This window comes from Spiroplasma sp. SV19 (assembly GCF_030060925.1).
Lineage (GTDB): Bacteria > Bacillota_I > Bacilli_A > Mycoplasmatales > Mycoplasmataceae > Spiroplasma.
Window position 1 is genome coordinate 985,378 of record NZ_CP045455.1, and the last position, 22,877, is coordinate 1,008,254.

Here is a 22,877-nt window from a genome sequence, read left to right on the forward strand (position 1 = left end):
CTCCTACTCCTATATTTAAAATTTATCATTATTTTAATATAACAGTCTAGTATAATTATACTATAAAATTGTGATAAATTAAACCAAAAAGATTTTTATGGGGGAAAAGCGACAGTGGGAACATTCATTATTGTAGAAGGCAAAACTGATGCAACAAAATTAAAAAGTATTTTTCCGGGTCTTAAAATAATTGAAACTGGGGGGAGTGGAATTACAACAGAAAAATTAGAGTTAATTAAAAAAATTAGTTTACATAATAAAGTAATAATTTTTACCGATCCTGATTATCCTGGTCAAAAATTACGGCAAATGATTAGTGATTATTTAGATAATAATTGTTTGCATGCTTTTATTAATAAGAGTGATGCTATTAAAGGAAAAAAAGTGGGTGTTGCTGAAGCTTCTGTGGTAGCAATTAAAAATAGTATTAATAATTTAATTACCTTTCGTAATGAAAATAAAGATAGTTTATTATGACCTGATTATATTAATCTAGTTGATTCAAAGTTAAAACGACAAAAAATTATTAATTATTATAATTTAGCACCCACTAATAATAAAGCAACATTTAAATGCTTAAATTATATGAATGTGACAAAGCATGCTTTAATTAAGATTTTAGAGGAGAAATAAGAATGATAAAAAAACAAAACCAGGAAATGTTGGCAGAAGGGATTATTGCAAAAAAAAGTAAGGGTCAAAATTTTTTAACAAATTCTTACTTTATTAATAAAATTGTTGATAGTGCCTTTGAATTATCAAAAACTAATATTTTAGAAATTGGTCCCGGAATGGGTGCTTTAACTAATGAAATTTTAAAAAAAGCAAATAAATTTGTTTGTGTTGAAGTTGACCCGGATTTAGTAAAATATTTGACAATAAAATTTCAAAATCAAAATTTAAAAATTATTGAAGCAGATATTTTAACTCTTGATTTAGAGACCTTATTTGTAACTGATTTTCCGGATGATAATCCAATTAGTATTATTTCAAATCTTCCTTATTATATTACTTCGCCAATCATTTTTAAGTTATTAAAAATAAAAAATCCAAAAGTAAAAGAAATTATTTTGATGATGCAAAAAGAAGTTGGTGAACGAATTATGGCTCAGTCAAATTCAAAGGTGTATAATAATCTCTCTATTGTCTGTCAATTTTATAGTGATATTGAAAAAGTTTGTTTTGTTGGCCGAAATAATTTTGTTCCTGCTCCTAAAGTTGATAGTGTTGTTTTAAAATTTAAATTAAATCGTAAATATCCTGATTTAAAAAATGAGGAAGACTTTATTATGTTTATTCGTGCAATGTTTGCTACAAAGCGGAAAACAATTTTAAATAATTTGGCAACAATTCTTCACAATAAGACATTGGCACAAGACATTTTATTAAAATTAAATTACTCTCTAACTTTGCGATCAGAAAGTTTGACCTTAAATGATTTTTATATATTATATAATGAAGTTAAGCAAAATGAGAAAGAAGGGCAGTAATGCAAATTAGATCATATGGCAAATTTAATTTAACATTAAAAGTTTCTCGGAAAAGTAGATTAAAGAAAATGCACCGCATTCAAAGTATTATTTTTCCCTATAAATTAGAATATGACATGGTTGAGGTGTTATCTTACCAAGGACAGCAAACAATTTTTACTTGTAACAGGAAAGAACTTGATTGAAAAAATAATACTGTTTTAGATGCATACCATAAGTTTGTTATGATGTTTCCTAAATTTAAAGCAGTTCCTTTACATATTAATTTAATTAAAAAGACAACCATCGGCTCAGGGCTGGGGTATTCGGCGAGTAATGCTGTTGCTCTTATTAAAATCATTTGTAATTTTTTTAAAATCAATTATCATTCAAAAAAAATTAAAAAATTAATCAAAAGTCTTAGTTCAGATGCTTTATTTTTTTATTTAGAAAAGCCAGCAATTATTTCTGGTTATGGTAATAAAATTACTTATTTAACCCCGAACCAAATTAAAAAATATGAAATTGCTAATCTTAAAGTTATTGATTCAAAAATTTCATCAATAACAAAAGATGTTTATCAAGAATTTGATTATAATTATCAATATTATAAAACAAAGAAAAATATTAATATTTACTATAATATGCTGCAACAACCGGCTTTTAAAATTAATCCAAAGTTAAAAAAATTTTATTTAGCCTTAAAAAAAGAACACCAAAATGTTATGTTATCGGGTAGTGGAGGTGCCTTTTTAGTATGATAATATAGTTTTAAAGTATATTTTAAAATTAATTTAGGCTATAATTTAACATAAATGAGGAGATTGTAAGATGAATAAAGTATTGTTAATTGATGGAAATGCTCTACTTTTTAGAGCATTTTATGCTACGGCTTATAATGGTGAAATGCTAAAAAGTTTGGATGGAACTCCAACTAATGCAGTTTATGCTTTTGCTAATATGCTAAATAAAATTTTAAAGACAAATAATTATTATAGTGTTGTTGTTGCTTTTGATAAAGGAAAAAAGAATTTTCGTCATGATTTATTAGCTGATTATAAAGATGGCCGTAGTAAAACACCAGAAGAATTAATTGTGCAATTTCCAATTGTAAAAGAATTTTTGGATAGTTATCACATTCCATATTTAGAACAAGAAGGTTATGAAGCGGATGATTTATTAGGATGTTTGGCTCAACAAGCTGAAAAAGAAAATTTTTATGTTGATATTTTTTCAAGTGATAAAGATTTATATCAATTAATCAGTGATAAAACAAATATTTTAGTTCCGCGTCAAGGTGATACCGCTGATGTTATTGATAAGACTGCTTTAGCAGAAAAATGAGAGATTAAACCAGTGCAAGTTCCTGATTTAAAAGGATTAATGGGTGATCCCTCTGATAATTTAAAAGGAGTTCCTGGTGTTGGGGAAAAAACAGCAATAAAATTAATTAAAGAATATCATTCAATTGAAAACTTATATGCCAATATTGATAAAATCAAAGGGGCATTACAACAAAACTTATTAAATAACAAAGCTGTTGCATTATTATGTAAAAAAGTTGCCACAATTTTTTGCGATATAAATTTAAAGCACTTTGCTTTTACTCCATTTCAACCAAATGATGATGTTTTGATGCAATTTTATTTAAAATATAATATGAATTCTTTTATAACAAAATTATTTAATAAGCAAGATGATTTGCAAAATTCTGAGTTAACAGTTGAAATTATTGAAGCATGAAAAGAAGAATATGATGAAGATAATACTACTGTTTATTTGGAATTATTTGATGAAAATTATCATATTTCAGAAATTATTGGTTTTGGCATTGTTAATTCAAAAGGAATTTTTTATTTTGACTATATTCATGCTAAACATGATAAATTGTGACACCAGTTTTTACATAATCAAAAATATCAAAAAATTACTTACCATGCTAAAAGTTTAATTGTTGCTTTGGCTCGGGACAATATTGTTGTTCAAAACATTACTTATGATATGATGTTAGCTGGTTATGTCTATAATTCTAATGCAAAGAATACTCTAGATGCTTATATTAATTTATTTGAGAAAAAACAAATTTTAACTGATGATTTATTTTATGGGAAAGGGGTTAAAAAACAGATTCCAGCTGATATGGTTAAACTAAGTCAGTTTATTGGTCAGAAAGCGTTTTATATTAATAAATTGCAACCAAAAATTATTGAATTATTAAAAACTAACAAACAATATGATTTATATTATGACATTGAGTTGCCAACAGCTTTGGCATTAGCACGAATGGAAATTAATGGAGTAAAAGTTGATCACCAAGAGTTAACAGCCCAGACATTACGAATTGAGAAAATTGTTCAAGAATTAAATGATGAAATTAATGCAATTGCTCAAAAAGAAATTAATCCTAATTCGCCAAAACAAGTTTCTGAATTATTATATTGTGATTTTTCTTTACCTGATCGAAAAAAAGGCTCAACAGCCCAAGAAGTTTTAGAAGAAATAAAAGATAGTCATCAAATTATTCCTAAAATTTTAGATTATCGTAAATATCAAAAGTTATATTCAACCTATCTGAAAGGAATGGAAAAATATATTTTTAATGATGGGAAAGTACACACCATCTATAAACAAACTTTAACCAATACGGGGCGTCTTTCTTCGGTTGAACCAAATATGCAAAATATTAGTATTCGTGATGAAGTTCAAAAAGAAGTTCGAAAAATCTTTGTTGTTTCAACAACTGATAATATTTTGTTATCTTGTGATTATTCTCAAATTGAATTAAGAATTTTAGCTCATATGTCAAAAGATTCTGATTTAATTACAGCTTTTAATAATAATGAAGATATTCATACTAATACGGCAATGAAAATTTTTAATTTAACAAAAGCAGAAATCACACCTAAGATTCGGCGTAGTGCGAAAGCTGTTAACTTTGGTATTATTTATGGAATTAGTGATTTTGGTTTGGCAACTGATTTAAATATTCCTGTTTATAAGGCAAAAGAAATTATCAATAATTATTATCAGCAATTTCCAACAATTAAAGCTTTTATTGATAGTCAAGTTGAGTTTTGCAAGCAAAATGGATACGTTACAACCATCTTTAATCGTAAGCGTTATGTTCCAGAAATTAATGATCGTAATTATATGCAACGAGAATTTGGCAAGCGAATTGCAATGAACATGCCAATTCAAGGTAGCGCGGCTGATATCATTAAGATTGCTTTAAAAAATATTGATCAAGAATTTTTAAAATTAAATTTAAAGGCAAAAATCATTGCTCAAATTCATGATGAACTAATTTTTGAAATTCCACAAAATGAATTAATGCAAGTTGAAACAATTGTTAAAACTTTAATGGAAGATTCAACAGCGTTAGATGTTAAGTTATTAGTTGATATGAAAACAGGCTTTAGTTGATATGATTTAAAATAAGATTAAATTATATTAACATTTTTTATGCCATAATTTTTATGACTTCGATTTTGGCCATAATTTGTTGTGACTTGACATGGTAAGATTCCTAAGTATTCCATCCCCATTTTCAGCATAGCACGTTCTGAACTAGTATTTTCAATATCACATTCAGCAAAAACTCATTTTAATTGCATTTTTTTAAAAGCTAAGGTAATAACCGCTTTCCCTGCTTCAACAATATAGCCGTTTCCTCAATATTTTTTATTAACAATATATCCCATTTTTGCATTTGGCATAATTGAATCTAAGCGTAAATCAATAATTCCAATCATTTGGTGGGTATCTTTTAGTTCTAAAGCTCATTTTCCTAGTGGCTGATTTAAAAAGAGTTGTGCAATGATGTTTTTTGTTTCTGCAATATCTTGGTGGGGAGGCCATTCTAAAAATTTTATGTTTTCAATATCTTTACTATATTCAAAAATATTATCAGCATCTGTTAAAGTAATTGGACGTAATATCAAACGTTCAGTTTCAATAATCTTGTTTTGTTCTAAAATTAAATAGTATTTTTGCATAACGAGTCCTCCTTTTAATTATTGTATCTAAAAATAATTTTAACATATGATTTTTAAATAGAAATTAAAAAAATACTAATTATTCATTAGTATTTTTATTATATATTTTATTTCTCAAGCATTTTCTCAATTTTACTAATATTAAAATTTTGATTATATATTTTTTCAAAATCAACTCTAAATTTTTGAGTAACAGTTAACAAATCTGCTTTTGCTTGTTCGTTATCAACGCTATTATCAATTTTTTCAAAATTTGTAATCATTTCATTTGCTAAACTGATAAATTTTTTTCTAAACTATTAAAAATAATTGTCTGATATTTTGTTGAAATAATTGTTTGAATTTCATCTGTATATTTTATGACATCTTTAGTTTTAATTAATTCAAGAATATTTTGATAAACAATAGGCAAATAAGTATTACAAATAAAATTAATTGTTCGTTGACGAAAATCTAAAATTCATTGAGTATAATATTCATCAGAAACATCATTGATAATTTCTCATTGCTCATTTAAAGCTTCCAAATTAGGAATAATAAAGTGGTTTGTAATTTCTGAAAAAATATTTGTTATTAATAAATTTAAGTTGGTGTCAATTAAATAAGCAATTAATGGGTGATATTTTTTATCGCTTGCTTTCACTAACATTTCAATAATGTTGGCATAATCACTTTCAAAAAGATCTAAATTAAAAACAATTGTTGTTTGCAATGTTTTAACTTCGTATTCGTTTGTTAAATTAGTAAAATATTTGTTGTAAAAAGGACGATTAACTGATTTCTCTAATAGTAAATGGCGGTGGCGGTCATTGGGTTTGTCAACAGTTATTTTACGGTCAACTGTTCGTTCTTTTTTGAATTTTGCACTTCTAATTCGATACATAATTGGGACATAAATAGCAATTCCAAAGATGATAATAACACTAATAACTAAAATAGTAATTCCTCATTCTGGCACATTTTCCCTCCTAACTCTTAATTCTATTATATCTTAATGTTTCTAAATTGACGTATAATTACAATACAATATTTTAAACAAGTTAGGTTTTATTTTTTTTGAGATAATTACGATTTTTGCTATATATTAATAGGTAAAAAATGTAATGTTTTATGTTTTTAATTATTTAGACAATTTCCTGTATCATCTGTTGTTGTACATTGTGTTTGGAACATAATAAAGACAATATTTTCAACGCTTTTTGTTTCAGTATTATATGTTGCAAATGCACCATCTTGTCAAGTTCCGTTTTCGCTTGCGAATCGTTCATCGTTTCCTTGATTCATATGAACATCGTGAACCCCATCAATAGGATCACCATAGCTCATTCCTCATACACCAATTCGATATTTTGAATTATTTAATGTTGGGGTAACAATTTGATTAAATAATGTTTCTAGTTCACTTGGTTGTTCTTTTTCAACATAGGGCAAAATATTGATGTAATTATAATCAAATAACTTTCCTTTTAAATAATCTAAACAGTATCCATTTTTTCCTCGTGTTAAATTGGTATGAACTGTATCATCTAAAGTAAAACAACGATCAACTATATCGTTCTGAAAGTTTTTACTAACAAAATATAAAACATCATGTGGTTTAATTCGTGAACGAACATTTACATTAACGGTATATGATTGCTCATTTTTATCAATAACCCTCAAATTGAAGTGGGTACTATTTTCCTTAGGATAACAGTCGGTTAAAATTCCTTTTAAAAAAACATAATTATTTTTTTTCATACTTATCATATCCTTCCTATATTTTTAATCTATATGTTATTTATAAAAGATATGTTTATTTTATGAAAATTTTTTTTAAATTACTATTAATAATTTTTTATATCAAATTATTTGCACATTGATTATAAATAATCGTCAATTATTTGCTTTCTTAATAATGTTCTTAAATTAACATCTTGATTTTTATAAGATATAAAAATAAAATTAAATTATTCATAAGAAAGAGGGAACAATATGCCAGAATTACCAGAAGTAGAAACAGTTCGTCGAATTTTAACAAAATATGTCGTGGGGAAAACAATTACTGATTGTCAAATTTTTTGAAATAAAATAATAAAAGCGCCAGCTGATTCAAAGCTTTTTATTAAAGAAATCGTTGGTCAGAAGATTAATCGAATTGATCGGATGGGAAAACATTTGCTTTTTATTCTTGATGATTATGTTCTAATTAGCCATTTACGAATGGAAGGAAAATACTTTTTTACTAAAAAAGATGAACCAGGAGAATGACAACATATTATGGTTCTATTTGAACTTGATCATCAATTTCAATTACGTTATCATGATACAAGAAAATTTGGAACAATGCATTTATATCATAAAAGTGAATATTTACAACAAGCACCATTAAATAAATTAGGATATGAACCATTTGATGCACGTATTACTGTTTCATACTTAAAAAATGCTTGGCAAAATAAATCACAGCCAATTAAAACAACATTATTAGAACAAAATGTCGTTGTTGGGATTGGTAATATTTATGCAAATGAAATTTTATTTGCTTCAAAAATCCATCCCGGTGAAAAAACTAAAAATTTAACAGATCAAGATTATCAAAATATTATTGATAATACAAAAGTTGTTCTTCAACAAGCAATTAATGAAGGAGGAACAACCATTGCGACTTACCATCCTGAACCAGGAATGGATGGCAAATTTCTTCAACAATTAAAAGTTCATGGGCGGAATAAAATGGAGTGTTTTAATTGTCAAAATAAAGTTGATAAAATTTTTGTTAATGGTCGTGGGACTTATTATTGTAATTATTGTCAAAAATTAAAATAAAAAAAGGCATTCCTTTAATAAGGAGTGCCCTTTAGAAAAAACTATGAAAAAACTATTTACTAACGGATACCTATCTTTGGGTATTACCTTTTAGGAGGCCCATCCATCAGGTAATGATAAGTTATGTTTGTTTACTATATGTTGCCATATAGTAACTTCATAATAACATAGGATTTTAAAAGCGGAACAAAATTTTGGCAGATTATTATTTTTTAGTTTTTTTTTTGGTAAATTTTGGTAAATTAAATAAACTTAAGAAAATACTTTGTTTTAAGCGATTTTTTAAATAAAAAGTTTATAATAATAATGTGAGATTTTATATTTAGAAGGGACAAAATTATGGGACAAAAATATCATACAAAATTAGTTAATGCTAGTGAAATGATTAAAAAAGCACATCAAAATAAATATGCGGTTGGACATTTCAACATTAATAATTTAGAGTGAACCAAAGCATTATTGGAAGTGGCACAAGCAACAAATACACCAATTATTTTAGGTGCTTCAGAAGGAGCAATTAAATATATGGGAGGTTATAACTTAGTTGTTGCGATGGTTAATGCCTTATTAGATTCATTGGAAATTACAGTTCCAGTGGCTTTACATTTAGATCATGGTCAGTCAGTAGAAAGTTGTAAAAAAGCAATCGATGCTGGGTTTTCTTCAGTAATGTATGATGGTAGTCATCATCCATTTGCAGAAAATATGACAAATACAAAAGAAGTAGTAAGTTATGCAAAAGCGAATGAAGTTTCAATTGAAGCTGAAATTGGAACAATTGGTGGCGAAGAAGATGGTGTTGTTGGGGCTGGTGAAATTGGTGATCCAAAAGAAGCTGCTGAAATGGTTGCAACCGGAATTGATTTTTTAGCAACCGGAATTGGAAATATTCATGGTCCATATCCAGCGGGATGACCAGGATTAAATTTTCAAGCACTAGAAGACATTCAAGCTGCTGCTAAAATTGGGATGGTGTTACATGGTGGAAGTGGAATTCCACAAGAACAAGTTAAAAAAGCAATTTCATTAGGAATTAGCAAAATTAATGTTAATACTGAATTACAAATTGCCTTTGCTGCGGCAACAAGACAATATATTGAAGCGGGGAAAGACAAACCAGAAAATGGGAAAGGGTTTGACCCACGTAAATTATTGAAACCAGGTTATGAAGCAATCAAAGCAACCTTTGATGAATTAACTACATGATTTGGTTGCAAGGGTAAAGCTTAGAGGACATTTCAATTTTGAAATGTTCTTTTTCTGAGAGTTTATTTTCTAACGATGTTAATGTTATATTTATTATAGGACTCAGGAGGGAGAAAAAATGAGTAGAAATAAAAAAACGGGTGCTGATATTGTTGTTGATACTTTAATCAACCAAAATGTTAAGTATATTTTTGGAATTCCCGGGGCTAAAATTGATAAGGTTTTTGATGTTTTAGTTGATCGTGGACCAGAACTAATTTTAACAAGACATGAGCAAAATGCTGCTTTTATGGCTGCAGCAGTTGGTAGAATTACTGGGGAACCAGGAGTTGTTTTGGTTACAAGTGGACCAGGTGCTTCAAATCTTGCCACAGGTTTGGTAACAGCTAATTCTGAGGGTGATCCTGTTGTAGCAATTGCAGGAAATGTTAGTCGCGAAGATAGCTTAAAAAGAACACACCAGGCAATGGATAATGCTGCTTTGTTTCAACCAATTACAAAATATAGTAAAGAAGTAGTTCATCCAAATAATATTTCCGAAGCATTGGCGAATGCTTTTCGTGAAGCAACAACGGGACGAAAAGGGGCTGCTTTTGTTTCATTGCCACAAGATATTGTTAATGCTGAAGATATTAATCATGAGGCGTTAGTTCTTTCATCTAATTATGATTTAGGTTCAGCATGTGATGAGAAAATTATTAATTTAATTGCTGAAATTAAACAAGCAAAATTACCAGTTCTATTGTTGGGAATGCGTTCTTCTGATGCAGTTACTACAGCGGCAATTCGTAAAATTGTTGAAAAAACAAAATTACCTGTTGTTGAGACTTTTCAAGCAGCAGGAGTTATTTCCCGCGATTTAGAACAACATTTTTATGGTCGTGTTGGGTTGTTTAAAAACCAACCAGGAGATATTTTATTAGATCATGCTGATTTAGTTATTGCCATTGGTTATGACCCGGTTGAATATGATCCCAAAGTATGAAATAAAAATAAAGATAGTAAAATTATTCACATTGATGAAGTAATTGCTGATATTGATAATTATTATCAACCAACATTAGAACTTGTTGGTGATATTGCTAAAACTTTGCAAAAATTTGCAGTTGGGTTTGATAAGTTAACGTTAGCATCAAATGAAAATAAGGTTTTAGATAATTTGAAAACAAAGTTAGAAGATGGTCAAAATTTAAAACATAGTGAAAAATCTGATTTAACACACCCGTTACATATTATTCATACTGTTCGAAAATTAATTAGTGATGATATGACGGTTACTGTTGATGTTGGTTCATTATATATATGAATGGCTCGTCATTTCCGTTCATATGAACCGCGAACATTATTATTTAGTAATGGGATGCAAACATTAGGAGTTGCTTTGCCATGAGCAATTGGAACGGCCTTAGTTCGCCCAGGCAAAAAAGTAATTTCAATGTCAGGTGATGGTGGTTTTTTATTTTCAGCAATGGAATTAGAAACTGCCGTTCGTTTAAATTTACCAATTATTCATTTAATTTGAACTGATGGGACTTTTGATATGGTTGCATTTCAACAAAATATGAAATACAACCGGACATCGGGAGTTGAATTAGGGCCAGTGGATTTTGTTAAGTATGCTGAAAGTTTCGGTGCAATTGGAATGCGAGTTAACCATTCAAGTGAATTAGAAGATGTCTTTAAAAAAGCGCTTGCTGCTAATAAACCAGTTGTTATTGATATTCCAGTTGATTATAGTGAAAATATTTTATTAGGAAAAACATTATTAGAGAAAGAAATCTATTAGTTATGATGCAAAAATATGGGAAAATTTATCAATTTTCAACAATTACCAGTTTAGCAGCGGGTAACTTTGATGGTGTGCTTGATTTCGATACTTTATTAAAGCAAGGTAATTTTGGATTAGGAACTTTTGATCATTTGCATGGTGAATTAGTGGTTTTAGATGGGAATGCATATCAATTGAAAGCAGATGGGAAGGTTAATTTAGTTAATTTAGAAATGACAACACCGTTTGCTTCAGTGGCATTTTTTGAAGTGCATAAGAAAATTGTTATTTCACAACAATGTAATTATGAAGCAGTACAAAAAATTATTCTTGAAAATTTACCAAGTTTTAATTTATTTTATGGCATTAAGATTAATGGTTTGTTTTTAGACATGAAAACCCGAACTGTTTCTTGGCAAGAAAAACCATACCCAACATTGTTAAAAGCAACCGCGCAACAAGCGGTGGTTGAAGTTAAAAATGTCACAGGCGATATTGTTGGATTTTGAACTCCTGCTTTTGCAAATACTTTGGGGGTAGATGGTTTTCATTCCCACTTTATTAGTACAACAAAAGATACTGGTGGTCATGTTTTTGATTTTATATTAAAAACAGGGGTCATTGAAATATGTTATTTTTCAAAAATTGATTTAGAATTGCCAACAACTGATGATTATTTAACTAAAGCGTTAATGGGTAAGGAATTACAAAAAGAAATTGAATTAGCTGAAAAAGCAAAGTAATATTTTTAATTAAGTTATGCTTAAAAATCTTTACAGGGATTTTTAAGTTTTTTTTTTTTTTTTTTTTTGCAATTTCTTGCTTTTTTTTTTTTTTTTTTTTATAATGAAAAAGAAGAAGTATATTACTTTTGGAGGATTAAAAATGAAAAAATTATTAAGTTTATTAGGGGTCTTTGCCCTAAGCACAACTGGGGCAATTACTGTCGTAAGTTGCAGTTCAAAAGCAGACAACAATAATGGTGATGGATCAGAAGAAATCGATGATAGTCATAAGGATGTTGAAATTTTAAATAAAATTAGTGAAAAAGTTAGAGAAAGTTTTGAGAATTTATCATTTAAAGAAGATATAGAACGAAATAATCCGTATATGTTAGTAGCATATACCCGAGTTTCTGATAGTATAAAAACCTATCAATTAAATGATAACAATCAAGATGATTTAACAATTAAAAATGAGTTTTTAACAACCTTTCGGGCAGTTTTTGATAATGTTAATCGTGAAATTAAAAATGAGTATTCAAATTATTATCCAAATAGTAACCCTGTTTCGTTTAAGGAAAGTGATGTTATGATAAACTTAAACTTTATTGATATTCAAAAATTAATTACGTTATCAGGGTTACCTAATATGGATGGATTGCAAGCTGTGGCAATTAATATTAATATTAAATATGCAGTTAAATTTAAAGAATTAGTAAGTGATAATGAATATCATGCATCGTTTAATATGACAACAGATTTAAAAAAATTTAATTTAGTTAAAGGAGGAGCTTTAAGTTATTTTAATCAAAATATTATTGACTTTTATAAGGACAAGAATCAAATTGATATAACTATTGGTGACTTTAAAACTTTATATGATACTTTTAATCTTGATTATAAAAAAGATTTAACTACAATAGATAATATTTATAAAAAAATATTAACTAATTTTATTCAAAGCAATACAAACTTAAAGGATATGATTAGTTATAATAAAGATAAAGCATTTTTAGAAAGACAAACTATTTTGTTTGATAGTAATAATGAACGTGGGTTTTATTATAATGGTGGTAACCCAACTGTATCTGGTGCTTCACGATTAGATAAATGAATTAAAGATAATAATGTTGCGGAAGCAAAAGCAACTGATTTTGTAAGTTGATATATAAAGTCAGTAGTTCCAAAACTTGCTACTGAGTCAAAACTTGAGTTAGGAAAATTTAAATTCTCATTAGATTATATTAATATTTTTGGTATGACATTATCTGGTTATTTTAGTAATAATAATACTGATTTTATATCAACAGTTATTTTAACAAAAGAGAAATTAGAAGCAAAAATAACTAATTTTGCTAATATTGTTGTTGCCTTTTTAAAATATTATAAAGTAAATTTTACAGGAGAGTATCATTTTAATGTCTCTAATAACATATGGAACAATTTAGTTGCAAAATATTTGGATAATAAATTAACAAATTATTCATTACCAGTAGCTTTATTTAAAGAATTTACTAGTGATCAAGATATCATTAATCAAAATTTCACAGACTTAGATTTGGTTACTTTTAAACAAGTAACTGGTTGAAGTATTTGAGAAGTGGCTTATGATAAAAATAAAAATCTTTTTTGGTTTAATGGTGGTGGACGTGATGCGAGTTTTGTTTTCGGAAGTTCGGAATTTTATTATATGCCGTTTTATTATTTATGAAGTAACCATCGTTATGTTGTTACTAAGATATAGATTTTAAACAATTTCAAATAACTTAATTTTAATTAAAAAGTGCCTTCATTGCATATTAAAATGAAGGTATTTTTTAATTTAAAGCTTTTTATTACAAATAAGACTTGTTTGGTCGTAGTATTTTTAAAATTGATATTGATTTAAATAAGATTATGATTTATATTTCATGGTCTAATATTGTAATAATTATTAAAATGATGTTACAATTTTTTCAATTAATTTTACAATTTAGTTATTTATATTATAAAATTAAATTATAAAGTAAAATAAAAATTAAATTTTAGACAATAATTGAAAGGGAGGACAGTAATAGGTGACATGATTTAACAAAACAAGTAAAGAATTAGAACAAGAATTTGAAACAAGTTTAAGTTCAGGGTTATCTTTAGAACAAGCACAAGCAAAATTAGTTAAAAATGGTAAAAATGAATTGCCAAAACCAAAAAATAAGCATTGAAGTTTAATTTTTTTATATTCCTTATTAGATCCTTTGTCAATCCTTTTAATTATTGCTGGTGTTGCTTCGGTTGTGATTGAAAAAGTTGTTAATAATAGAATTCATGTAATTGATTTTATTGTGATTTTATGTATTGTTTTGTTAAATGCTTTTATTCAAACAATTGAGCAGGTTAAAGCAAAAAAATCATTGGAATCATTGAAAAAAATGACGATTCCAGTTGCTGTGGTAAAACGGGATGGTAATATTATTGAGATTCCAGCTAATGAATTGGTTGTTGGTGATATTGTTATTTTAGAAGCTGGAAAGTATATTCCCGCAGATATTCGTATTTTAGAAGCAAGTAATTTGTTTATTGATGAAGCTGCTTTAACGGGGGAATCAGTCCCGGTTGAAAAAAATAGTAATATTTTAACAAAACAAAAATTGGTTTTAGCTGACCAAACTAATATGGCTTTTATGTCAACGTTTATTACAAATGGGAGAGCAATAGGGATTGTTGTTGCTAATGCTGTTAATAGTGAAATTGGTAAAATTGCAGCGGGAGTAGTAAAAGCAAAACAAGAAAAAACCCCTTTACAAATCCGATTAACAAAATTAACGAAAGTAGTTAGTATTTTTGCTGTTTTATTAGCAATTTTTGTGTTTGTTTTTTTCTTACTAACTGATGAAAATAGTTGGCCAGTCAATTTAATGACGTCAGTTACAATTGCCATTGCTGTTATTCCAGAATCATTAGTTGTTATTGTATCAGTTATTTTATCCTTATCAGTGAAGCGAATGGCTCGCGTTAAAGTTATTGTCAAAAAATTAGATGCTGTTGAAACATTGGGGTCAGTCAATGTTATTTGTTCAGATAAAACAGGAACCTTAACGCAAAACAAAATGACAGTTAAGGAAGTAATTTTTAATAATGAAACAATGAAGGAAAGCGCCTTTCGTTTTGAAACGGATAATCGAGCAGCGCTTCATTTTATTAATTGTTTAACATTATGTAATGATGCTATTAATCAAAAGCAAGAACGAATTGGTGATCCAACTGAAATTGCTTTAATTGATTTTACAAGAAGGTTTACGATTAATGAAATTAAATATCGTGAACAATATAGGCGGATTTTAGAAATTCCGTTTGATTCTGATCGAAAATTAATGTCAACTGTTAATCGAGTTAATAAACAAGAATTTGTCTATACAAAAGGAGCGCTTGATCAATTATTAAAACATTGTCATAAAATTTATTTAAATAATAAAATTATTCCTTTAACTGCTGTCATGAAAGAAGAACTACAACAAAAAGTTTTAGAGTTATCAAATCAAGCGTTACGTGTGTTGGCTTTTGCGTTTAAAGAATACGATAAAAAAGAAGTGGAAAGTGATTTAATTTTTTTAGGAGCCGTTGGAATGATTGATCCACCACGTCCCGAAGCAGTTGAAGCGGTTAAAAGAGCACATGAAGCTGGTATTAGAGTAATTATGATAACAGGAGATCATAAAGCAACAGCTTTGGCAATTGCAAAGGATTTAAGCTTAGCAATTTCAGAAGCAAATGTTATTTCTGGCCATCAAATTGATAGTATGGATAATAAAGAATTACAAGAGAAATTTAAAGATGTTTCGGTTTTTGCTAGAGTCAATCCTGATCATAAAACAAGAATTGTTGAGTGTTTGCAATCAATGAATTATGTTGTATCAATGACTGGTGATGGGGTTAATGATGCACCAAGTTTAAGCAAAGCAGATATTGGTGTAGCAATGGGAATTACGGGAACTGATGTTTCAAAAGAGGCCGCAAATATTATTTTACAAGATGATAATTTTTCAACAATTATTCGTGGTGTTGAAGAAGGTCGAAATGTTTATCATAAAATCAAACGGGCAATTGCTTTCGTATGTGCCGCACAATTGGCGAATGTTTTAGCATTTATTATTATTTCCGTTTCAACACAAATTAAACCGTTTGATTCGGTTAATATTTTATGATTTAACTTGGTTGTTGAAACATTAATGGCAATTCCAATTGGTTTAGGAGACAATGATAATCGTCTTATGTTAGATAAGCCACGAAATAAAAAAGAATCTTTTTTCACTAATAGTTTAATAACGATTTTATATTTAGCATTTGTTACAGCTGGGGTTGTTATTGCAACATTTTTTATTGGAAAAGAGCTCTTTAATAATGTTGAAGATGCTAAAATTGCAACAATTTTAGTGATGGCGTGTTCACCAGTTATCTTTGCTTTTGCTATTCAATTACCAAACTATAAGATTAAAGCTCATCATAAAATGGAACCAACTAATTATTATTTATTAGGAGCATCATTGATTGCTTTAACATTAAACTTTTTAATAATATATACCCCAGGGCTAAATCTGATTTTTTTATCAACAGCTAATGAAAATAATTTTGGGACTTCGCCGTTATTATCCTGACAAATGTCAATTATCTCATTGGGAATGATGGTTGTACCATTATTACTATTATTAGCCTATGATGCTGTTCGTAAATTAATTGGACGATAAAAATAGTTATTTAAATGCAACTATTTTTATTTAGTTAAAACGGGTGAGTAAAAAAGATACGGGTTTTTCCGAAAAGGAAGAATCCGTTTTTATTTGTTAAAAACAAGCTTGTTTATTATACATTTAATTAATTTGTTGGAATAGTAGGTTATTCCACTGTGACAAATCGTTTTCAGTGTGTTTTTTTCTACCCCAACATGTTAATAAACATGTTAATAAACAAGTTAAAAAATTAGTTAAATAATATGTCTAATAACATGTTATCTAACATGTTAAAAAACACTCTATTTTTTAACTTAGACTGGAGGTTTTAAAAATTGCAGATTATAAACAAAAACTAGTATATGTTTATATGAACCATAACTACGTCAGAGACTGAAAATATGATACGTTTAATTGTAAAAATTGCATATCGCCAAAAACTTATGGTTCCAGTTGATTACAACCAAAAAAATTAATTTGGCCGGGAAAATTTCCTAACCAGGTAAGATTAGGAATCTATCCAAATCAACTTTACGAAGAATTTACTTTTAAGAATAATAAGAAAATTATTACCTCACATATTTTAGGTTCTGAATTAATAAAACTAATAGAAAAACAAGCAAGGGGTAATCAATCAGTTTATTTGCGTCAGACAAATGATTTGGAAAAAGAAAGTCAATTAAGTTATTCAGAAGATAATAACAAAAGTGCAATAAATACTGATTTTAATATAAGTTTTAGTGATGAGGATGGAACAAAATGGGATTAGTTAAAAATTTATTGTATGCAATATATGACGTAAATGATGATTTAGTAGGTATATATGAATCAGTTGAGGAAGTAGTAATTAATTACTATAAAGTTGATCCGGATAACCCACTTTTTGAAATTAAAAAAAAATATGTTCATCAAGTTGTTTATCGCACAAAAAAACAATCACATACACAAAGCATTAAAATTTATTGTTATAAGGAGGAATAAGAATGGAATCAAAACATTATTTTTGGTTAAAGGCATTAGCAAAAAAATATAAGGATGATGAAATTATTTCTAAATTAGAAACTATTAGAAAAGAATTAGAAGATGACGGATGTTAATCATAAAACTTTGTTAGGCGAATTATATTTAGGTGATTCAAAAGACTTAATTAAAAATATACCTGATAATTCAGTAGATTTAATTTTAACCGATCCTCCATATTTTTATGAAAGTATTAATAATAAGAAAAATATGAATCAAAATCAAAAGTAAATGCCGTATTTAATAAATTAAATGATGATTTAAATTTAATACAAGCAAATAAAAATATTGATATTGATTTTTACTTAAATGAATTTAAAAGAATTTCAAAAAAACAACTATTTTTAATTTGAATGAATAAAGAACAAATATTTTATTATATAAAATGAGTAAAAGAAAATGGATATTATTTTGATTTTTATATTTGAGAAAAATTAAATCCGTTACCATCTAATAATTTTATTTATCAGGATAAAGAATTTTGTATTGTTATTTATAAATATGATTGAAATATGCGTGTTCCTAATTATTTAACTGAATATGAAAACAAGAAAACATTTTTTCATAGTCCAATCGGCCAAGAATCAATGGACATCCTACGCCAAAGCCTATTAAGGATATAGAATTTTTAATTCGTAAATTTTCAGAGAAAGGTGATATTGTATTTGATCCATTTATGGGGAGCGGTACTACTGCAGTTGCTTGTGAAAATTTAGGCCGTAAGTGATTAGGAATTGAAATTATTCCTAAATATTTTGAAATTGCAAAAATAGAACCACAAACATACAACAAAGATTATTTGAATAGTGAAAATAAAAATTAAATGTTGTTATTGCAATAAAAATATTAATCACGGAAATATTGTAAATAAAAATAATAAGAAATTACATTATTTATGTTATAAGAAATTATTAAAAATTAGAAAGGAAAATAAAAATGAAAATTAAAGTAACGAGAATAATGCGAGGTACTGAACGACCTGTACATAATTTTGAAATAGAAACTAATTTAATAACAGCCTATTTTCCAAATCCATATGGATTTGATGAAACATTAATAATGCTTAAACCTTTTGGAAATAATCCAATAAGTGTTTTAGAAACAATAGAAGAGTTAGAATCTAAAATAAATGGAACATTTAAACCAACTCATTATGTAATTATGAGAACTTATAGTAATGGGATTAAAGAACATGGTATTTATAATTTAGATCAAAAATTAGAAGCGGAAAAAGAATGTCAAGAACAAAACAAATTTGGTCGTTTTAACTACTGAATTGAACCAAGAATTTTAAAGGTATCGTATGAAAATTAATTTAGATATTAAAAAGAAGATATTGTAATTGAAACACCGAAAAATTAGGTGGAGATATCATTACAAATCCGCATTGACATATAAAGCATTATTAGGCCATGAATGGCCTTTAATTGAAAGATTAGATGAGTATTCAAATTGTAAAGAATGTGAATTAACATTTAAAGTAAAAGTTAAAGTTCAAACTGAATTTGGAGAACAAGAAATAAAAATTGCTGTTCCATACGAAAAATTAGACCAGTAATAGAAGAGTACTCAAAGGAGGAACAAATAAAAATGAAGGTAAGAAAATATGCACTAAATAATAAATATATTTATGTAACAAAAGATTTTGACGGGTCAAAATATATATTGGCTAATATTTTATGTAAAAATAAAAATAATGATAAATATATTACTAATTATCAATACTATGGTTGTGAAATATTATTTTGTAAGGAATTTGCAATTATTATTAATTCTGAAAATAGAAAAGTATGTGAAAAACATTTAGAGAAGGGGAAAATGAAAAAGTTAAATGCAAAGTATGTAATAAAAATTTCAAATACATTGGAGTTCAGTATCATACGCTTGTTCAGATAAATGTTGAGAATTATTGAAAGGAAAATAATTTATGTTAAATATTAAATCAGTAAGGGAAATATCAGGAAAACTTATTGCAAATGTTGTGAAAAAGTTCTTTGTTATTGTAATTGTAAATGAGATAAAGAGCAAGTCTGCAAATTGCATGGGAAGAAGGTAGAATATTATGTCAAAAATAGTTATAAAATTATTCATAAAGGTAAAACTGTTCAGGATATATTAGAATATCAAAAAAATCTATTCGCTTTAAAATGATGAAAAACTATAACATTTTGGAAAGATAAATTTGATGATTTTGCAGATGAAGTATTAAACAGACATCAACAAGAAATTGAAAATGCAAATGTCTTAGAAAATATTAATAGACTTGTTTGGCAGACTAACGTTGCAGGGGAAATTATATTTTATGGTAAATTAGATTATGAAATTCAAGATAAAGGTAAGACACTAAAAATATTTGAAACAAAGGAGAATGATTAAATGGAAAATAAAGAACTATTAGAACAATTAGTATTGTGCAGAAAATTAATTGTTTTGCAGTGTGAGTATATTAAAAAAATGGAAGATGAGAAAAATACAAATATTACTCAAAAATTAGTTGAGTCATGAAACAAATAAATTTCATAATTTCTATCGATCCTGCAGGAATTGGTAAAACAGGAATAATAATTTATGATGTTAATCAAAAATGTATTTGTCAGCATACTACTATTGAATCAAAGTCAGATGAAAATGCTGTAGAAAATATTAATAATTGGATTGATAAATTATTGGATATAAAAGATGTGTTAGTTATAATTGAAAATTTTCAAATTCGGCCAAATTTTAAAATTAAAAATGTTTTATCAACTCCATTATGTATTGGTGGATTAAAAACTCTATTTAAATACAAGTTTAATTGGCCCATTGTTCTGCAAGAACCAAATGTTAGAGGTACAATTACAACAAGGTATAAAGGAAATATTAAAATGTCAGAGCATGAATTAGATGCTTGAAAACATTTACAATATTTCTTAAAAAGGAGTTGGATAGGGATGCCAAGAGTTCAAAGTAACTTAGTAAATAAAAATATCAAGTCATCAATAAAAAAGAAACCAGTTATTAAAAAAGCTACTAATCCTAGTGTTAAAAAAAATGTAGTAAAAAAAGAAGAAATAGAAAAAAAGCGAGAATGAATTAATAAACTAATAATTGATGTTAAAATTCATTCTGATCCAGTAAAAACTAAGATTGTAGCCAAGACAGCCGGTGGTGTGGAAATAGATGCAGGTTCTGCAGGATGTAGTTGATTTGGAATGAATTATAGTACTTTATCAGTATATGAATCTATATTATTAACTGAATTCTTAAAACTTAAAAAAGATGATGAAATTAGAGTAACTGGTAGTATTTGAAATACATTAAATAGAATGACAAAAAAGTACTTTCATTGTATTAGAGTTGAAAGTTTTGAAATTATTAAAAAAGTTCCAAGAACTCGCACCAAAAATAATCAAAAATAAAATCATAATATATAATTTTAACAGTAGCAGTAATGTTACACCCTAAACGAAACGACTTCTCTAAATCAGGAGTTTTTATAGAAAATGCAGATTGTGTTCTGCATTTTTTCTTTTTGCATTATACAATCATCATTGAAAAAGGAGGAATTCAAAATATGGCAATTAGATATGTTTTAGTTAACGATAATAATGAAGCAGTTGTGAATGAGGATGGTAGTTTAGCAATCCAAACAGCAGAATTTGTTTTTGCAACACAAGATGAATTAGATGCACATAATGCAGAATTATTAAAAGTTAAAGCAGAACAAGAAAAAAGAATTAGTGAATTAGTATCCATTTCTGAAAAACAAGCAGAAGAATTAAAGCAAATTGATATTAATAACTATATTAATTCTTTAACAAACGATGAAGATATTAAAACTGTTTTATTTAAGGCTAAGTATGATTCAAAAGAAGATATTGCTGTAATTAAAGCACAAATTGAAAACAATTATCAAGACTTATTAAAAGTAAAGCCTGTTAATACAGGGGGAGTTATTGATAACTCAAATGTAAAAACGGATGATGATAAAAATAACGATGCTTCATATATTGAAGATGAGCAAAAAAACAAAATATATTTTTAAGGAGGAATAGAAAATGCCAACACCAAACGATATAAGATTAACACCCGGTTTAGATAAAGTAAAAATTAAATATTTAGATAAATTTGCTGGGATTGTAGCAAAAAAATTAAATGAAAGTCCAATCATGCAATGAACTGCAAAAACAGGGATTAAAATTGAAAATGGGAGTTTAATTTATTTTAAAGCAGGAGCAGATGAGGAATTAGAAGCGGCTAGATCAGCAGTTGATGTTAATGCATGAAGTAATATAGAGGGGGAATTAAAAATACCTTTCAATACTGAGTATTCAACGAAAGCAGTTTTATTAGATAAAAATGAATATCAGCAATTTAATTTAGACGGTAATCCTCAAGCACTAAATGATCAATCATTATCAGTAAAAGCAGATAAAGTTAGAAAACTAATAGGTCGTGTAACAATGGGATTATGAATGACAGGAAAAACTGAAGATGGTTTAGATTGTGGAGATGGTCCAGTTACTACACATTCATTTGAATGAAAAACAAATTTAGCAAGTAATACCCGTCAAGAAATTGCTGAAGATTTTGATAAATTCCAAAGATTTATGGATTTAAAAATTGAAGAGATCAAAAGAATTGGTATTAATGATGCAACTGGAAAAAATGTGCAAGACCCGTATAGAACAGGTGTCACTGTAGATAAAACTAATTACAAAGTTGCAACTTCACCTGATTTTCGTAGAAGATATCAAATTTGAGTTTCAGTTTATAATCAAACAGTTACAAATTTACAACAAGATTCATATGGAAATTTAAACGGTTTTGATTTATATGAAGATATATTTTTACCATACGTTGGAATTACAACAAAAGGAATGACAGCAAAAAGTAGTTATGGTAATACTAATAAAATTGAAATTATTGAGGGAACTCAATCAGTAGAATTTATGTTTATTAAAGTTGGAAATTTAATTAAAGGTAATGTTTTTGACTTTATGTGAGATAAAAAAATTGATAGAACTGAGGCTCATTTAGTTGGATGAAGTGGTAAATTAGGTGCAGGAACAATTTTTCCTGATGAAATGTTTGCAATAGATTTTGCAAAAGTAACTCCGCCACCTGCACCAACAAAAGGAAAAAACAGATAAAAAAGGAAAAAGTGAAAATGATACAGGATCAAATGAAAATAGCAATGAAGATGT

26 protein-coding genes are annotated in these 22,877 nt (G+C 27.4%); 22 read left to right on the forward strand and 4 right to left on the reverse strand.

Features of this window, described 5'->3' with window-relative positions; genetic code table 4:
- The first annotated feature begins 114 nt into the window (after positions 1-114).
- The 4 genes from rnmV to polA all read left to right on the forward strand — a co-directional run bounded on the left by rnmV (position 115) and on the right by polA (position 4,907).
- On the forward strand, positions 115-633 hold the full coding sequence (rnmV, locus tag E7Y35_RS04775) for a ribonuclease M5 (RefSeq protein WP_283271851.1): 519 nt from the start codon (positions 115-117) through the stop codon (positions 631-633).
- Between the two features lie 2 nt (positions 634-635).
- Positions 636-1,490 carry a 16S rRNA (adenine(1518)-N(6)/adenine(1519)-N(6))-dimethyltransferase RsmA gene (rsmA, locus tag E7Y35_RS04780; RefSeq protein WP_283271852.1) on the forward strand — a complete coding sequence of 285 codons (855 nt, stop codon included), beginning with the start codon at positions 636-638 and terminating at the stop codon, positions 1,488-1,490.
- Complete coding sequence (locus E7Y35_RS04785) at positions 1,490-2,233, forward strand: GHMP family kinase ATP-binding protein (RefSeq protein ID WP_283271853.1); 744 nt, start codon at positions 1,490-1,492, stop codon at positions 2,231-2,233. The genes rsmA and E7Y35_RS04785 overlap by 1 nt, the downstream gene beginning before the upstream one ends.
- Positions 2,234-2,300: 67 nt before the next feature.
- A complete protein-coding gene (polA, locus tag E7Y35_RS04790; protein WP_283271854.1) occupies positions 2,301-4,907 on the forward strand; it encodes a DNA polymerase I in 2,607 nt (868 codons plus the stop codon).
- Positions 4,908-4,909: 2 nt separating this feature from the next.
- Here the strand turns inward: polA and E7Y35_RS04795 are convergent, their stop codons facing one another.
- From E7Y35_RS04795 to E7Y35_RS04810, 4 genes are all read right to left on the reverse strand, one after another.
- Positions 4,910-5,464 carry a GNAT family N-acetyltransferase gene (locus E7Y35_RS04795; protein WP_283271855.1) on the reverse strand — a complete coding sequence of 185 codons (555 nt, stop codon included), beginning with the start codon at positions 5,462-5,464 and terminating at the stop codon, positions 4,910-4,912.
- Between the two features lie 107 nt (positions 5,465-5,571).
- A complete protein-coding gene (locus E7Y35_RS04800) occupies positions 5,572-5,727 on the reverse strand; it encodes a hypothetical protein (RefSeq protein WP_283271856.1) in 156 nt (51 codons plus the stop codon).
- 8 nt (positions 5,728-5,735) lie between these two features.
- On the reverse strand, positions 5,736-6,422 hold the full coding sequence (locus E7Y35_RS04805) for a hypothetical protein (protein WP_283271857.1): 687 nt from the start codon (positions 6,420-6,422) through the stop codon (positions 5,736-5,738).
- Positions 6,423-6,580: 158 nt separating this feature from the next.
- Positions 6,581-7,204 carry a DUF2278 family protein gene (locus E7Y35_RS04810; protein WP_283271858.1) on the reverse strand — a complete coding sequence of 208 codons (624 nt, stop codon included), beginning with the start codon at positions 7,202-7,204 and terminating at the stop codon, positions 6,581-6,583.
- A gap of 234 nt (positions 7,205-7,438) precedes the next feature.
- Between E7Y35_RS04810 and mutM the strand changes: the two genes are divergently transcribed.
- The 18 genes from mutM (at position 7,439) to E7Y35_RS04900 (ending at position 22,823) form a co-directional block, all read left to right on the forward strand.
- Positions 7,439-8,272, forward strand: coding sequence for a DNA-formamidopyrimidine glycosylase (gene mutM, locus E7Y35_RS04815; RefSeq protein ID WP_283271859.1), 834 nt, complete (start codon positions 7,439-7,441; stop codon positions 8,270-8,272).
- Positions 8,273-8,611: 339 nt separating this feature from the next.
- The gene (gene fba / locus E7Y35_RS04820) at positions 8,612-9,502 is read left to right on the forward strand and encodes a class II fructose-1,6-bisphosphate aldolase (protein ID WP_283271860.1); all 891 of its coding nucleotides are present in this window, start codon (positions 8,612-8,614) and stop codon (positions 9,500-9,502) included.
- A gap of 94 nt (positions 9,503-9,596) precedes the next feature.
- A complete protein-coding gene (gene alsS, locus E7Y35_RS04825) occupies positions 9,597-11,264 on the forward strand; it encodes an acetolactate synthase AlsS (RefSeq protein WP_283271861.1) in 1,668 nt (555 codons plus the stop codon).
- Positions 11,265-11,266: 2 nt separating this feature from the next.
- Positions 11,267-11,989: an acetolactate decarboxylase gene (budA, locus tag E7Y35_RS04830; protein ID WP_283271862.1), complete on the forward strand. Its 723-nt coding sequence runs from the start codon at positions 11,267-11,269 to the stop codon at positions 11,987-11,989.
- Between the two features lie 142 nt (positions 11,990-12,131).
- Complete coding sequence (locus tag E7Y35_RS04835) at positions 12,132-13,712, forward strand: lipoprotein (RefSeq protein ID WP_283271863.1); 1,581 nt, start codon at positions 12,132-12,134, stop codon at positions 13,710-13,712.
- A 313-nt stretch (positions 13,713-14,025) separates the two neighbouring features.
- Complete coding sequence (locus E7Y35_RS04840) at positions 14,026-16,689, forward strand: cation-translocating P-type ATPase (RefSeq protein WP_283271864.1); 2,664 nt, start codon at positions 14,026-14,028, stop codon at positions 16,687-16,689.
- Positions 16,690-17,041: 352 nt separating this feature from the next.
- The gene (locus E7Y35_RS04845) at positions 17,042-17,440 is read left to right on the forward strand and encodes a hypothetical protein (RefSeq protein WP_283271865.1); all 399 of its coding nucleotides are present in this window, start codon (positions 17,042-17,044) and stop codon (positions 17,438-17,440) included.
- A complete protein-coding gene (locus E7Y35_RS04850; protein ID WP_283271866.1) occupies positions 17,431-17,652 on the forward strand; it encodes a hypothetical protein in 222 nt (73 codons plus the stop codon). Before E7Y35_RS04845 ends, E7Y35_RS04850 begins: the two co-directional genes overlap by 10 nt.
- A gap of 102 nt (positions 17,653-17,754) precedes the next feature.
- Positions 17,755-17,922 (forward strand): hypothetical protein, encoded by a 168-nt coding sequence (locus E7Y35_RS04855; RefSeq protein WP_283271867.1) that lies wholly within the window; start codon positions 17,755-17,757, stop codon positions 17,920-17,922.
- A 352-nt stretch (positions 17,923-18,274) separates the two neighbouring features.
- Positions 18,275-18,514 carry a DNA methyltransferase gene (locus E7Y35_RS04860; RefSeq protein WP_502957522.1) on the forward strand — a complete coding sequence of 80 codons (240 nt, stop codon included), beginning with the start codon at positions 18,275-18,277 and terminating at the stop codon, positions 18,512-18,514.
- 113 nt (positions 18,515-18,627) lie between these two features.
- On the forward strand, positions 18,628-19,005 hold the full coding sequence (locus E7Y35_RS04865; RefSeq protein ID WP_283271868.1) for a hypothetical protein: 378 nt from the start codon (positions 18,628-18,630) through the stop codon (positions 19,003-19,005).
- 28 nt (positions 19,006-19,033) lie between these two features.
- Positions 19,034-19,249: a hypothetical protein gene (locus tag E7Y35_RS04870; RefSeq protein WP_283271869.1), complete on the forward strand. Its 216-nt coding sequence runs from the start codon at positions 19,034-19,036 to the stop codon at positions 19,247-19,249.
- Between the two features lie 32 nt (positions 19,250-19,281).
- On the forward strand, positions 19,282-19,587 hold the full coding sequence (locus E7Y35_RS04875) for a hypothetical protein (protein WP_283271870.1): 306 nt from the start codon (positions 19,282-19,284) through the stop codon (positions 19,585-19,587).
- A 141-nt stretch (positions 19,588-19,728) separates the two neighbouring features.
- Complete coding sequence (locus tag E7Y35_RS04880; RefSeq protein WP_283271871.1) at positions 19,729-20,067, forward strand: hypothetical protein; 339 nt, start codon at positions 19,729-19,731, stop codon at positions 20,065-20,067.
- On the forward strand, positions 20,068-20,205 hold the full coding sequence (locus E7Y35_RS04885) for a hypothetical protein (RefSeq protein WP_283271872.1): 138 nt from the start codon (positions 20,068-20,070) through the stop codon (positions 20,203-20,205).
- Entirely contained in the window at positions 20,193-21,089 is an 897-nt protein-coding gene (locus tag E7Y35_RS04890; RefSeq protein ID WP_283271873.1) for a hypothetical protein, read from the forward strand. The genes E7Y35_RS04885 and E7Y35_RS04890 overlap by 13 nt, the downstream gene beginning before the upstream one ends.
- 155 nt (positions 21,090-21,244) lie before the next feature.
- Positions 21,245-21,715, forward strand: a complete 471-nt coding sequence (locus E7Y35_RS04895) for a hypothetical protein (RefSeq protein ID WP_283271874.1) — start codon at positions 21,245-21,247, stop codon at positions 21,713-21,715.
- Between the two features lie 13 nt (positions 21,716-21,728).
- Entirely contained in the window at positions 21,729-22,823 is a 1,095-nt protein-coding gene (locus E7Y35_RS04900; RefSeq protein WP_283271875.1) for a hypothetical protein, read from the forward strand.
- The last annotated feature ends 54 nt before the right edge of the window (positions 22,824-22,877 follow it).